The following is a 13,587-nucleotide window of genomic DNA, read 5'->3' as shown; positions in this document are numbered from 1 at the left end:
TGTCCTTCATGCGAAAAGCTGTTCGACGGTGCGGCTGGCGAAACTTTGCGGATCGGTGGTCGGCTTCATCACTCCGACGTCGCGCAGCTCCCCGGCATAGAGCGCGACCTCGTTGTGCAGGTCGCGGCCGACAGGGTGGTGATCGTGGGTCTGCATCTTCAGCACCGCGACCAGATCCTCGACGCTGGCCTTGGCATAAGGCGCGAAGGCGCGCGCCACCGCCTCGGGCTGCTGCGAGCAGATCGAGGCCGCCGTCGTCAGCGCCTGCGCCAGCGCGACGCCGCTGGCGCGGTCGCGGCGCAGCAGGTCGCCGCTGGCGCCGAGCACGCAGCACACGCGGTCCTGCCAGGGAGCCGAGAGGTTGGAGAGCACCTCCACCAGATCGCCGCCCGAATTCTTCTGCAGCACGTAGGCGATCGGGTCGGAATCGACGAAAGCCTGGATCTCGCCCTTCTCGACGGCGGCGGCGAGGAGCGGCGCGGGGAATGCCTTCCATTCGACGTCGCGGTTCGGGTCGAGGCCGTTGGCCTTCAGCAGCACCGCCAGCGCATTGCGCCCGGCGCCGGTGATTTCCGAAAGGCCGATCGCCTTGCCGCGCAGGCTCTCCACCGCATCGGTGATCCCCGCCCTTCGCGAGCCGAGCACGCGAATGCAGCCGCCGTGGGTGCCCGCGATCAGCCGCACGTCGAAGCCCTGCTCCAGCGGCTTGATCCAGCGCAGGATCATGCCGACCCCGGCGTCGGCCTTGCCGGTGGAGATCGCCTCCAGCAGCTGGTCGGTGGACCCGGCGAAGTTCATCAGCTCCACGTCGAGGCCGAAGCGCTCGTAGATGCCCTGTTCCTTGGCCAGCAGTGCGGGGGCGAGGCAGATCGCATTGGCATTCCAGGCCAGCGTGATCTTGCGCTGCCCTTTCGCATTGCGCGGCAGTGGCGATGGACGCGCGGCGGCATAAAGCCCGGCCGCCCCGGCCGCTGCGACCACGCCGCCCGCCAGCACGCTGCGCCGGTTGATGAGCGGACGCGGCGGCGGGGCTTCGGGTTCGGCGATATCGTCGTCGGACGGCGTGAAAGTCATGCGGGCTCGCTTGCTTGGAAGGGAATGGAGACCCGTACGCCGGGGGCTTTCACGCGAAGTGCCCCGGCAAGGATCGATCCTGCTCACCAAGCCTAGCGCCGCGATCGTGCAAGACTATCCGGCAATGGCAATGTGACTATTGAGCTATCTCAACAGATGCCCGGGCGTCAGGCGCAGTCCACAAACTCTCAAGCCAGATCGCGCCGAACTCGTTTGTCGAACGCGGCGGCAGTGAACACAGGTTTCGCGAGACAACTTGTGCTTTCGGAGCTTCGACGATGGCGACCCGTATACTTGAACCCGCTTCGCTGCGCCTTCCCGATGCCGCCACCTTGCAGGAAATCACCCGCAAGCTGGCAGTCAGCGCGCAGGACCACGACCGCGCCGCCACGTTCCCGCGCGCCAACTTCGACATTCTGGCTGAGGCGGGCCTCATCGGACTGACGGTCGATCCAAAGCTGGGCGGCGCGGGCGCGGGCTATGCCGACACGCTGCGGGTGCTGGGCGCGGTAGCGCAGGGCGAGCCGTCCACCGCGCTCATCCTGTTCATGACCTACGCCTTCCACGCCGCCGAGAAGGCCGCCCGCTGGCCGCGTCCTCTCTACGAACGACTGGCGCGCGAGGCGGTGGCGGGGCGCGGGCTGATCGGCACGTTCCGCGTCGAGCCGGAACTCGGCACCCCGGTACGCGGCGGCCTGCCGAAGACCACCGCCACCCGCACCCCGCAAGGCTGGCGCATCAGCGGCGAGAAGATCTATTCCACCGGCTCCACCGGACTCGACTGGTTCGTCGTCTGGGCGCGCACCGACGAGGTAGTCCCGCGCGTCGGAAGCTTCCTTGTGGACCCGGCGACGCCCGGCATCACCATCGTGCCCGAGTGGGACCACCTCGGCATGCGCGCCACGGTCAGCCACAAGGTCGTCTTCGAGGACGTGGCGATCCCGGCCGAACACGCGGTCGACGTCAGGCTTCCGGCCGAGTGGGAACCTGCGGCAGGACCGGCGCTGTGGAACGCGCTGGCGATCGCCACGATCTACGACGGGGTCGCCCGCGCCGCACGGGACTGGCTGGTCGGCTATCTCGACGCGCGGGTGCCCGCGAACCTCGGGGCTGCGCTGGCGACCTTGCCGCGCGTGCAGGAGAAGCTGGGCGAGATCGAGGCGCTGCTCTACACCAACCGCGCCCTGATCGCAGGCGCGGCGCGGGCGGCCGACGAAGGCGCGCTGCCCTCCGCCACCGAGGCCAACCTGATCAAGCATGTCGCCAATGCGAACGCGATCCAGGCGGTGGCGCTGGGGCTGGAACTGACCGGCAACCCGGGCATCAGCCGTAACAACCCGCTCGAGAGGCATTACCGTGACGTATTGTGCAGCCGGATTCACTCGCCCCAGGCCGATACCGTGTTGGTAGCAGCAGGGCGCAGCGCGCTGTTCGCACAATGAGGTGAAGATGGCTCTGCCACACTATTCGCGGCGCTGTCCTGCAATTCAACGGCAATATTGACGCAACGAATATGCATCTAATTTCACAAGGTGTTGCTCGCAGGTCATATTTCATTTCCCGACCGGCGCCGTGACTGCCGTGCGATTGACACCCCGGCCAAATTTATCAACCGGCCCTGCTAATGCGAGTACGTCGCATTACCAGCAGGGGGTTCAGTCGTGTCCATCGTTTCCCGCAGTGCCAATAATCGTGCCAGTAATCGTTATCGTCAGCTTGCCGGGAGCAGCCTTGTCCTGCTTGCGTGTCTCGGGTCGCAGACCGCCCGTGCGGACGACGCGGCGGATGCCGAAACCGGATCGCCGATCGTGGTCACGGCGGCGGGCTATGCGCAGGACATCATCGAGGCGCCCGCCAGCATCACGGTGATCGACCGCGCCGATCTGCAGGACAAGCGCTTCGGCAGTCTGGCCGAGGCGCTGCAGGACGTCCCCGGCATCGACGTCGGCGGCGAGGCGGGCAAGACCGGCGGCCTCAACATCTCCATTCGCGGCATGCCCAGCGACTACACGCTGGTGCTGATCGACGGCCGCCGCCAGAACGCGCCGGGCGGCGTCACGCCCAACGGCTTCGGCGAGACTTCGACCAGCTTCATGCCGCCTTATTCCGCCATCGACCGGATCGAGGTGGTGCGCGGGCCGATGTCCACGCTTTACGGGTCGGACGCGATGGGCGGCGTCGTCAACATCATCACGCGCAAGGTCGGCAACCGCTGGGTCGGCACCGCAACGGCGGAAACCACGATCCAGGAGGATGAGCGCTTCGGCAACATCCAGTCGATCAACGGCTTCGCACAGGGGCCGGTGGTGAAGGACCTCGTCGGGCTGACGCTGCGCGGCAGCGTGTTCCACCGCGAAGGATCGAGCATCGCAATTCCCGGCGATCCGGCGCTGACGCTGGGGCGCAACCCGGTCCGCTCGGATGTCTACACCTATGGCGGGCGGCTCAGCATCACGCCGCATGCCGATCATGACCTGTGGGTGGAATTCGACCGGAACGAACAGACTTACGACAACACCGAGGGGCCGCTCGGCACGCTGGGGTCGGGCGGCTACTCGCCCGAGCAGAAGTTCAACCGCACCAACTACGTCGTCGCGCATAGCTGGCGGATGGGTGATTTCGGCCAGCTCGACACCACCCTGACCCGCAACGACACCGAGACCATCGGCCGCCTGATCCCCAACGGCACCCCCGGTGCGGTGCCCGGCAGCGCCCGTTCGCTGGAGGCGCGCAACGACATCATCGACAGCCGTTTCGCCGGCAAGGCAGGACCGCTCGCCTTCACCGTTGGCGGCCAGTACTGGAAAGCACGCATGATCGACGGCGTCGCGCCCGAGCCGTTCAAGTTCACCCAGTGGGCCGGTTTTGCGGAAGCCACGCTGACCGTGTTCGACGGCTTCAACGTCACCGGCGGCATACGCTACGACGATCACTCGACGTTCGGCAACAAGTGGTCGCCGCGCGCCTATGCGGTGTGGAACCTGACCGATGCACTGACCCTCAAGGGCGGTGTCAGCCGCGGCTTCAAGACCCCGCGCGTCGAACAGATCGCCAGCGGCATCATCGGCTTCGGCAGCCAGGGCCGCGTGCCGCTGATCGGCACGCCGGGCCTGACGCCGGAGACGAGCACCACCTACGAGGCGGGCATCTACTTCGATAACAAGGGCTTCTTCAGCGGCAACGTCACGCTGTTCAACAACGACTTCGACGACAAGATCGCCAGCGGCCCGGGCATCCCGAACTGTTCCTTCGCGGGCAATCCCAACCGTCCGGGCTGCCTCGACGTCGGCAACTTCCCGGCGGTGGACCTGTTCGGCCAGTCGATCAACATCGACAAGGCGCGCACGCGCGGGGCCGAAGTGGCGACGCGCTTCGCCTTCACACCCGCGCTCACGCTGGCGCTGAACTACACTTATACCGAGACCGAGCAGCTCAGCGGGTCGGAAAAGGGCCTCCCGCTGGTCGGCATGCCAAAGCACATGCTGAACGGCAACTTGCGCTGGAAGGTCAGCGACGTCGCCAGCCTCTGGGCGCGGGCCGAGGTGCGCTCCAGCCGCTATCGCGGCGCCAATGCGCAGCAGGTGGCGGTGGGCGACTTCCGCAGCTACGAAGTGTTCCACCTTGGCGGCTCGTACCAGATCGCCCCGGCCTTCCGCCTTGCCGCGACCGTCTACAACGTGCTCGACACCGACTATGCGGTCTACGTGCCGTACCAGAGCGGCGTGGCGACGGTCTACACGCCCGCCTACTCGATCAACCAGGAGGGGCGCCGTCTCTGGCTTTCGGCGACGGTCGACTTCTGACCGGCCCGCTGTCGCCTTCCATGTGCCGCACCGCCAGCGACAGGCTGGCGAATGCGGCCTGAAGATGCGGCAGCGCACCGGCTGCCGGCGGGGTGAGAGACAGCCCGCCGGGGCCGGTGCGCGGCCTTGCGAAAAGGTCCAGCCCCAAGTCTTTTCAAGCCGCGCGACGAGCTGGCCGACGGCGGACGGCGTCACCCCGAGTTCGCGCGCGGCCAGCAGGAAGCTGCGATGGCGCGCGACCGCCTCGAATGCGCGCAGGGCATTGAGGGGTGCGTTCACGGGATGAGGACCCGGCATGGATGCGCTTGTCAGGTACGTACCGTCACTCTGCGGCCACCGCCAGCGACGGGGCGGCGTGGCGGTGCTCCGGGACCGGCAGGCCGAGGTGGCCGCGCAGGGTGTCATGCGCGTATTCGGTGCGGAACAGGCCCCGGCTCTGCAGGATCGGCACGACCCGCTCACGGAACAGCGCGAACTCGTCCGGGGTGCCGACGACGACGTTGAAGCCGTCCGCCGCGCGGCCGGTGAACCAGCGCTCGATCTCGTTCGCGATCGTCTCGGGCGAACCGACGAAGCCCTTGCCGCCCGGGCTCTGGCCGCGCTGGGCCGCCTGCCGCAAGGTCAGCTTCTCCTCGCGCGCGGTGCGGATGATCCGCTCGGCCGCGCCCTTGTAGCTGTTGAGCGTGACGCCGGTGAGATCGGGGAACGGCGCGTCCAGATCGTACTGGCTGAAATCGTGGTAGTTGAACGCGCGACCGAGCTGGACGAGCAGCTTGTCGATATCGAGGTTCTCCGCGCGCTCGCGCTCGATGCGGCGGGCTTCCTCGTCGGTTTCGGCGATCAGCGGGAACAGGCCGGGGAGCACCTTGATCGCGTCGGGATCGCGGCCGAGCGCGGCGGCGCGGGCCTTGAGGTCGGCGTAGTACTGCTGGCCCGAGGCAAAATCGGGGGAGGCGGCGAAGGTGGCTTCGGCGATGTGGGCGCCCAGGTTGCGGCCTTCGTCGCTGTCGCCGGCCTGGAAGATCACCGGCTGGCCCTGCCGCGAGCGGGTGAGCGCGAGCGGCCCGGCCACCGCGAAATGGCGTCCCTTGTGGTCGAGGCGGTGCTGCTTGTCCTTGTGCAGGAACACGCCCGACTGCTTGTCGCGCGGGAAGGCGTCGTCTTCGTAGCTGTCCCATAGGCCCTGCACGACCTCGACGAATTCCTGCGCGCGTTCGTAGCGCACGGCGTGGTCGAAATGCTCCTCGCGGCCGTAGTTGCGCGCGGCGCCTTCGAGGCCGGTGGTCACCACGTTCCAGCCCGCGCGGCCCCGGCTGATGTGGTCGAGCGAGCCGAACTGGCGCGCCACGTTGTAGGGCTCCCAGTAGCTCGTCGTCAGCGTGCCGACGAGGCCGATGCGCGAGGTGTGCCCGGCGACGGCGGAAAGCAGCGTCAGCGGCTCCAGTCGGTTGAGGAAGTGCGGCGAGGTGTCAGGGGTGATGAACGGGGAATCGACGATGAACACCAGGTCGAACTTGGCGTCCTCGGCGAGTTTCGCGTTGGTGATGTACCAGTCGATGTCGACGCTGGCATCGCCCGGCACGTCGGGATGGCGCCAGTTGTACTGGTCGTTGCCCACGCCGGTAAGTATCGCGCCAAGATGAAGCTGCCGTTCGCTCATGAGATTGTACCCGTTCGTCGATGATGATGGGCCGAGCGTAATCGACGCGGTCACTCGCGAATAACGAGGGTTTCCCATAGCGTTATTCGCGGCGCTAAACGGACGCGATCAGTATGACCAATTCTCAAGCGAGGCCCAAGACTTCCAATTTGTCTGATCGACGGGCCGCCCATACCCATCGCTCATCAGGTCAGGCCTCGGCGGCTATTTGACATCAAAACGCCGATATGAATGCCATGCTGGTGAGACACGCTGAAAAGGCCCTGCACGCTGCGACAGCGTGCGCGCCGGATGCACCCTGACGTCGGGGATATCCTTTTTCGAAAAACGACAGGTCGGGCCGGATTTCGCCGCTCCCGCAGCTTCCGTTCCGGGGGCCGGAGCGGTGCGCCCGACGCATATACAGGGGTGAACAATGCGCAAATTGGCACGCCATAAGGGCCATGCCTTGGGATCGGGCAGCAGCAGGCAGGCTCTGGGCTTCATGCTCGCACTGGCGGTAGGGGGGACGGCGACGCCGGCCTTCGCGGCAGACGAAGCGGAAGGCGCGGACAGCAGCGATGCGGCGGCGGAAATCCTCGTCGAAGGGACGCGCTCGCGCGAAGTGGTGGAGGCCGGGCCGCTCGGCACGCGTACCATTCTGGAGACGCCGTTTTCGGTCTCCGCTGCCGATACCGACCAGATCAACCGCATCGCCGCGACGACGATCGACGCCGCGTTCAATTACGATCCTTCGGTGCGCTCCAACAATTCGGGGCTGGCTTCGGGCAATACCTTCAGCATTCGCGGGCAGGCGGTGGACCTCACCAACGGCTACAAGTACGATGGTCTGGCCTTTCCCTACTGGTTCCAGGACCACCCGATCGAGGCGGTCGAGCAGATCCAGGTGCTGAAGGGCGCGGGCGGCTTCGTCTATGGCTATGCCTCGCCTTCGGGCGTGGTGAACTTCATCTCGAAGAAGCCGACCGACGAACTGGTCGCCACCGCCGGGTTATCCTTGCGCAGTTCCAGCATCTGGCGCGCGCACGTCGATATCGGCGGGCCGCTGACCGAGACCGGTTCCACCGCTTTCCGCCTCAACGCGGTGGAGGAGCAGGGCACGCTCTACAACGGTGCCTACAATAAGAATACGTTCGCGCAGCTGTGGCTGCAGGGCGAGATCACCCCCGACCTGACGTGGAGCGTCGACGGTTATTACCAGCGCACATGGCAGGCGGGGCAGTCCAATACCGTCAGCTTCACCACCGGCGTCACCTCGCTGGCGACGATGAGCGGGGCGGACTTCAACCTCGCCTCGAAATCGACGCACAAGTTCAACGACATCAATCAGGTGACCGGCCGCCTGAACTACCAGATCGCGCCTGACTGGAAGATTTCCGCTGCGCTGCGCTATTCGGCGCTGGACGAGCGGTTCACCGGCAATACCGCGCAGATCACCAACAATGCGGGCGATTATCGCGTCGGCGTGCTGGGGATGAACCGCAAGTTCACGTATCATGTCGGGCAGTTGTCGATCGACGGCACTTTCCATACCGGCGCGATCGAGCATGCCGTGGTCGCCGGGTTCGATTACTTGGACGTCGATTACGACTACGACTACAACCCGTACACCGCTACGCGCGTGCCGACGGTGTCGTACGACTTCAACCTGACCGGCAACATCTACGCGAACAACGTGCCCGACTGGGCTTTCGCTTCCTACACCCGCGCCGACGGGCAGGTGGTGACGGGCCGCCAGTTCCAGCGCCCGCCCGACTGGTTCCGCTATCAAGAAATCCGCCAGCGCGGCCTGTTCCTCAGCGATACGCTGAAGCTGGGTAATGCCGAACTGATGCTGGGCGGCCGCTACACCTTCTATACCGAGCGCAATTACGAGCCGGTGCTGGCAGATACGAACTACCGCGAGAACAGCTTCACTCCCGTCGCCGCGCTCAGCTACGACGTAGCACATGGCGTCCGAGCTTATGTTTCCTACGTGCAGGCCCTGCAGCGCGGCACGCAGGCCCCCGCCAACGCGCTGAACTATGGCGAGAGCTTCGGCCCGATCAAGAGCACGCAGTACGAGGCGGGCATCAAGGTCGATCGCGGCACCTGGGGCGCGACGCTCGCGGCGTTCCGCACCAAGGTGCCGTCCGAGTTCCTCAACATCGAAAGCTACTGGGTGCGCGACGGCGAGCGGCGGTTCCAGGGCATCGAGTTCGATGCGCACTGGCAGGCGACGCCCGAAGTGCTGCTGAAGTTCGGCGCCGCCTATCTCGACGCGGTGCAGACCAAGGCATCGAGCGCGGCGCTGGTCGGCAAGAAGGTGCCGGGCGCCACCGCGTTCCAGACCTCGGGCTTCGTCGAATATTCGCCCGCGTTCCTGCCCGGCTTCTCGGCGTTCGGCGGCGTGCGCTATTCGGGCAAGGCTTACGGGCAGGTGACGAATACCTTCATCTACAAGCCGGTGACCATCGGCGATGCGGGCATCTCCTACGAACTGCCGATCGAGGGGCGCTCGGTGACGGTTTCCGGCAACGTCCAGAACATCACCAACGAGCAGTATTGGGTGCCGGGCTCGGGCGGTGTCTCCTTGTCGGCCGGTGCCCCGCGCACGTTCAGCCTGAACCTTACGGTCTCCACCGGCCCGATCGAGCGGCGCGATGCCGGGTGGAGTGAAGGCTCCGGAACGGGAGGCTTCTACATCGGCGCGGCGGCGGGCGGCACGAAGATCAACGACGGCAGCTTCGACATCCGCGCCCGCGTGAACCCCGCGCTGGGTGTGGATCGTGGTGGCCTGAAGACCTCGTACAAGACCGGATGGGAACTCGCCGGGAGGCTGGGCTACGATTTCGGCTTCCTGCGCACCGAAACCGAACTGGCGCGCCAGCAGTTCGATCTCGACCGGGTTGCGCTGAATTCGACGCGCATCGCGGTCGATCCGGTTTCCCGCACTGCCGGGATTTACGACGATCCTTCCGGCACTACGCGCATTCAGTCGATCCTGCTCAACGGTCTGGCCGATATCGCCACCGGCTCGCGCTGGTCGCTGGAGGCGGGCGGCGGCATTGGCGTGGCGCGGATCAACCAGTACCGCTGGAAGCTGGAGGCGGACGAGAGCAGCACCTTCGCCTACGAGAACAAGGTGCGCTTCGCCTGGCAGGCCGTGGTCGGCGCGCGCTATGCCTTGTCGGACCGGCTCGATGCGACGCTGCGCTATCGCTATCTCAACGTGTCGGATGTGTTCCTGCAGACGACCACCGCCAATGCGATCGAAGGGTCTTTTCGCACGCACAGTCTGCTTGTCGGATTGAACTATTCCCTGTGATCCCGTCAGGGCCGTCTGTCGACGCGAACCGGGTTACGGCTGCTTCCCTGAGGAAGCAGCCGTTTCGCAATCGATCAGGACTCCGAGGGGGAGTTACAGTGTGCCCCGCAGCGTCACGCTGAAGGCTCGGGGCGATCCGTAGCGCGCACTGCCGACATAGAGGCCCGAGTAGTAGGTCTTGTCGAGGACGTTATCGACATGGACGGCCAGCGAAAGTCTGGGCGAGAAGCGGTAGTTCGCCATGAGGTCGACGATCGCCAGACTGCCTTGGGTATAGTATTCGCCCGTAGGCCCGGCGTATTCCGTCCGGGCCTTGCCCTGCCAGCGGAGGTTGCCGCCCAGCGTCAGGCCTTCCAGTTTTCCGCTCAGGTTGTAGGCGGTGAACATCTTGAAGCTGTTCTTGGCGATCTGCGGCATCTGGCGTGCGCCGTCGCGATCCTCTGCGCGGGCATTGGCGAAGCCGCCCGCGACGCGCCAGCCCGGCAGGATTTCACCGTTCACCTCCACTTCGAAGCCGGAGGACCTCAGGCCCGACACGGCGTGATAGGCGGTGCTGCCGTCCGGCGCGAAGATGCCGGAACCATCGGCAAGGGCATAGTTGTCCTGCTGCATCTTGAACACCGCTGCGGTGGCGCTCAGCTTGCCGTTCAGGAAATCGGCCTTCAAGCCCGCTTCATAAGTATTGCCCTCCAGCGGGCCGAGCAGGTTCCCGTCCACGGTACGGTAGGTCTGCGGCTTGAACACGCTGGCGTAGCTGACATAGGCGGAAATGGTCCTGGTGATGTCCAGCACCGCGCCGGCGTAAGGGGTGAACACACCCTTCTCATTCGTGCCCGCGGTCCAGGTGCGTGCGCCCGCAGTGTCCTCGGCATAGCTTTCCTGCTTCCACCAGGTGAAGCGTCCGCCGACGACGATGGAGAGAGGCGCAATCGGCTTGAGCCGCGCTACGCCTGCCGCCGCGCTGGTTCGCACGCGGTTGCCGGACAAGGTGCCGCTGGGGCTGAGGTCCGGCTTGGGCACGTCGCCGGTAGCGAACAGATCGAAGGCGTTGACGGACGTATTCATATACTCGGGACCGTCCCACCAGCCGGGGTAGGGCGTCTGGTCGTCGTCGAACTGGGTGTGGTTGAGGGTGAGGGCGATATGCTGCTCCTGCCCCAGCGCCTCGAAGCTGCCGCGCAGGTTCGCGTAGACCGCGTTAAGCGTGAGGTCCGAAGCCCAGCGGGTGGAATAGAGCGTGCCGCCCAGGCCGGTGTCCTTGTTGATCGCGCTGCCGAAGAAATAGCCGATCGTCTCATCGTAGGAGCCGGACTTATGCTCGCCGTCGATCTGCAGTTCCCAGTGCTCGCCGAGATCCTGCTTGAGCGATGCGAAGATGTTGACGCTCTTGCGCCGGAAGTGCGACCACTTGGCGCCGCCGTTGGTCGATCGCGCGAAATCGGTCTCGGTGCCGTCGGTGAAGTAGAGCGGAATCCCCCGCGCGAGGCTCCGGAGTTGGTGAAGTTCTGATACTCGACCCCGGCGGTGAGCAGCGTACCCGGCGTCAGGTCTGCTTCGACCACGCCGTAGAGCGCCTGGCGCTTGACGTGCTCGCGGTCGATGAAGGTATCGTTGTCCTGCCAGGCTCCCGCGACGCGGGCACGCACTCTGCCGTCCGAGGTGAGCGGCGTGCTGAGGTCCGCTTCGAGGCGATACATGTCCCAGGAGCCGACCGTGGCTGCCGCCGTGGCGCGCATTTCCGTGCGCGGGCGCTTGCGGATCATGTTGATCGCGGCCGAGGGCTCACCGGTGCCGGTCATCATGCCTGCCGAGCCACGGAGCACTTCGATCCGGTCATAGGCGATCATGTCGGCGGTATCTTCGCTGAAGCCATAGAGCCCCGTCGGCCGCGCGATGCCGTCGACGAGGTAGTTCTCCACCGCGAAGCCGCGCGCGGTGTAGTTGGTACCGTCGGTGCCGAGCGCGCTGGAGCGGTTCGACTGGATGCCGACGACCTGCTCCATCACCTCGGAAATGTCGTAAAGACCCTGTTCCTCCATCCGGACGCTGTCGAGCACGGTGACCGACTGCGGTGTCTCGCGCGATGAAAGGCTGAGGCCGGTGGTCTCGGTCTGTCCGGTCACGACGATAGCGTCGGGGTCGGGGTTTTCGGCCGATTCCTCGGCATGGGCGGTGGTCGTAGTCAGCATGCCGATGACGAGCAGCGAAGCCACGCGCTGACGGGCCGGGATCGGATTTTTGAAGGACATTATTATTCCCCTGATCGGCACCGGATGATGAGCCCCCGACTCCCGATGCGCGGCGGGCCTCTAATGCGATTGCGTCGCAAGCGCAATATAATCGAAACATTTTATGTCCGATGCGAGAGCCTCGCTGACGAGTGGCGCATATTGCAACTCACTCGCATTAGTGTAGTGGCGAGGCCATGTCCGCCTCGTCCGTCCCGATGGCGCACGCATCGGTGTCGCTGGTGACATCGAGCGAAGCGCCGGTGCAGCAGCGGCTGCCGGGCGGCTATCGTTTGGGCGGCGGCCGGCCGCTGCGCATGCTCGGTGTCGGAGCAACCTTGCTGGTGCATCTGGCGGTTGGCGCGGTGATGATGCTGGGCTGGCCGGGGGCGCCGGACCGGACTGGCGGGACGCGCTTGATCAGTGTGACCATTCTTCCCCGTCCCGTAGACGAGCCGCGCCGCCGTCCCGATCCCGGTACGCGGGCATCCAAGCCGCGGCCGGAACCGGTTCCGGTGAAGAGCAGCCCGCCTCCCGCGATCATGCTGGCGCCGCCGACTCCAATCGCGATCGAAACCGTCGCCGAAATGCCAGCACCGGCGGAGGGCGGGCGCATCGACGCGCTGGCGTTGACCACGCAGGGTTACCGGCGCGCCGTGATGGCGCGGCTCGAGGCGCAGCGCGCCCGTGGACGGGACGGTGCTTCGGGTGCCGGTGTGGTGCTGTTCCGGATCGAACGCAGTGGGCGCCTGCTCGATGCATCGGTGGCACGCTCCGCCGGCTCGCGCACCCTCGATCGCGCCGCGCTGGACGTCGTTCGCCGCGCCGCTCCGTTTCCCGCGATTCCGGAAGGATTGCCGGACGAGTTGGAAATCACCCTCCCGGTCGAGTTCCTGGTGTCGGCACGGATGGCATCGCGATGAGCGCCCGCGACGCGGCGTTGGTGGCGCATCATCACGATCCGCTCAGCGCCTACGTGCGCTCGTTGGACGGTTCCAACCCTCTGGCCGCTGATATCGTCCAGGAAACCTGGGCGCGGGCGATCCCCGCGTTGCGCGAGGGTAAAGTGAGCAACGTGCGCGCTTTCCTCTACCGGATCGCGCGCAATCTGGTGATCGATGGAGCGCGGGAAAGAGGTAAGTGGGCCGCCTGGACGGTCGAGGAGGATCTTGGCGACCTCATCGCCGATGACGCTCCTTCGGCCGAACGCACGGTGCTGGGGTGTGACCGGTTGCGATTGCTGCTCGAACTGGTGGAGAGCCTGCCACCCCGATGCCGCGAGGTCTTCGCGCTGCGCAAGATAGAGGGCTTGCACCAGGCCGAGATCGCCGAAAGACTCGGCATCACGCGCGGCGCGGTCGAGAAGCATTTGCGGCTCGCCCTCCTGGCCCTCGCGGCCCGGCTCGGCGAGATCGACGACGTCGAATGATGGGCCCGATGACAAACCAGGCAGAAAATTCCAGGTACGAGGTCGTGTTTTGGTGCCCCTTTGCGTCTTGGCCTTTGACGGCAGCC

At 65.9% G+C, this 13,587-nt stretch carries 8 protein-coding genes and 2 pseudogenes; 5 read left to right on the top strand and 5 right to left on the bottom strand.

Annotation, left to right across the window (positions count from 1 at the left end; genetic code table 11):
• Positions 1-6 precede the first annotated feature (6 nt).
• Positions 7-1,074, bottom strand: a complete 1,068-nt coding sequence (locus tag KZO24_RS20700; protein WP_271182189.1) for an ABC transporter substrate-binding protein — start codon at positions 1,072-1,074, stop codon at positions 7-9.
• A gap of 278 nt (positions 1,075-1,352) precedes the next feature.
• On the opposite strand from KZO24_RS20700, the gene KZO24_RS20695 reads away from it, so the two are divergent.
• Together KZO24_RS20695 and KZO24_RS20690 are read left to right on the top strand one after the other, a co-directional pair.
• Positions 1,353-2,516: an acyl-CoA dehydrogenase family protein gene (locus KZO24_RS20695; protein ID WP_271182188.1), complete on the top strand. Its 1,164-nt coding sequence runs from the start codon at positions 1,353-1,355 to the stop codon at positions 2,514-2,516.
• 219 nt (positions 2,517-2,735) lie between these two features.
• Entirely contained in the window at positions 2,736-4,877 is a 2,142-nt protein-coding gene (locus KZO24_RS20690; RefSeq protein ID WP_271182187.1) for a TonB-dependent receptor domain-containing protein, read from the top strand.
• Between the two features lie 153 nt (positions 4,878-5,030).
• Here the strand turns inward: KZO24_RS20690 and KZO24_RS20685 are convergent.
• Together KZO24_RS20685 and KZO24_RS20680 are read right to left on the bottom strand one after the other, a co-directional pair.
• A pseudogene (locus tag KZO24_RS20685) lies at positions 5,031-5,174 on the bottom strand (LysR family transcriptional regulator); the annotation flags it as partial.
• A 25-nt stretch (positions 5,175-5,199) separates the two neighbouring features.
• Positions 5,200-6,537, bottom strand: a complete 1,338-nt coding sequence (locus KZO24_RS20680; RefSeq protein ID WP_271182185.1) for an LLM class flavin-dependent oxidoreductase — start codon at positions 6,535-6,537, stop codon at positions 5,200-5,202.
• A 415-nt stretch (positions 6,538-6,952) separates the two neighbouring features.
• Between KZO24_RS20680 and KZO24_RS20675 the strand changes: the two genes are divergently transcribed.
• On the top strand, positions 6,953-9,844 hold the full coding sequence (locus KZO24_RS20675; RefSeq protein WP_486487633.1) for a TonB-dependent siderophore receptor: 2,892 nt from the start codon (positions 6,953-6,955) through the stop codon (positions 9,842-9,844).
• Positions 9,845-9,937: 93 nt separating this feature from the next.
• Here the strand turns inward: KZO24_RS20675 and KZO24_RS20670 are convergent, their stop codons facing one another.
• Together KZO24_RS20670 and KZO24_RS20665 are read right to left on the bottom strand one after the other, a co-directional pair.
• Positions 9,938-11,317 carry a TonB-dependent siderophore receptor gene (locus tag KZO24_RS20670; protein WP_486487738.1) on the bottom strand — a complete coding sequence of 460 codons (1,380 nt, stop codon included), beginning with the start codon at positions 11,315-11,317 and terminating at the stop codon, positions 9,938-9,940.
• A 362-nt stretch (positions 11,318-11,679) separates the two neighbouring features.
• Positions 11,680-11,883, bottom strand: a pseudogene (locus KZO24_RS20665) (TonB-dependent receptor plug domain-containing protein); the annotation flags it as partial.
• 386 nt (positions 11,884-12,269) lie between these two features.
• On the opposite strand from KZO24_RS20665, the gene KZO24_RS20660 reads away from it, so the two are divergent.
• Entirely contained in the window at positions 12,270-12,995 is a 726-nt protein-coding gene (locus KZO24_RS20660; protein WP_271182182.1) for an energy transducer TonB family protein, read from the top strand.
• Positions 12,992-13,501: an RNA polymerase sigma factor gene (locus KZO24_RS20655; protein ID WP_486487632.1), complete on the top strand. Its 510-nt coding sequence runs from the start codon at positions 12,992-12,994 to the stop codon at positions 13,499-13,501. Before KZO24_RS20660 ends, KZO24_RS20655 begins: the two co-directional genes overlap by 4 nt.
• Positions 13,502-13,587: the final 86 nt, after the last annotated feature.

Source organism: Novosphingobium sp. NFX11, assembly GCF_057376415.1.
The sequence above is the reverse complement of the archived record's forward strand: the minus strand, read 5'-3'. Positions and strand labels throughout refer to the sequence as shown.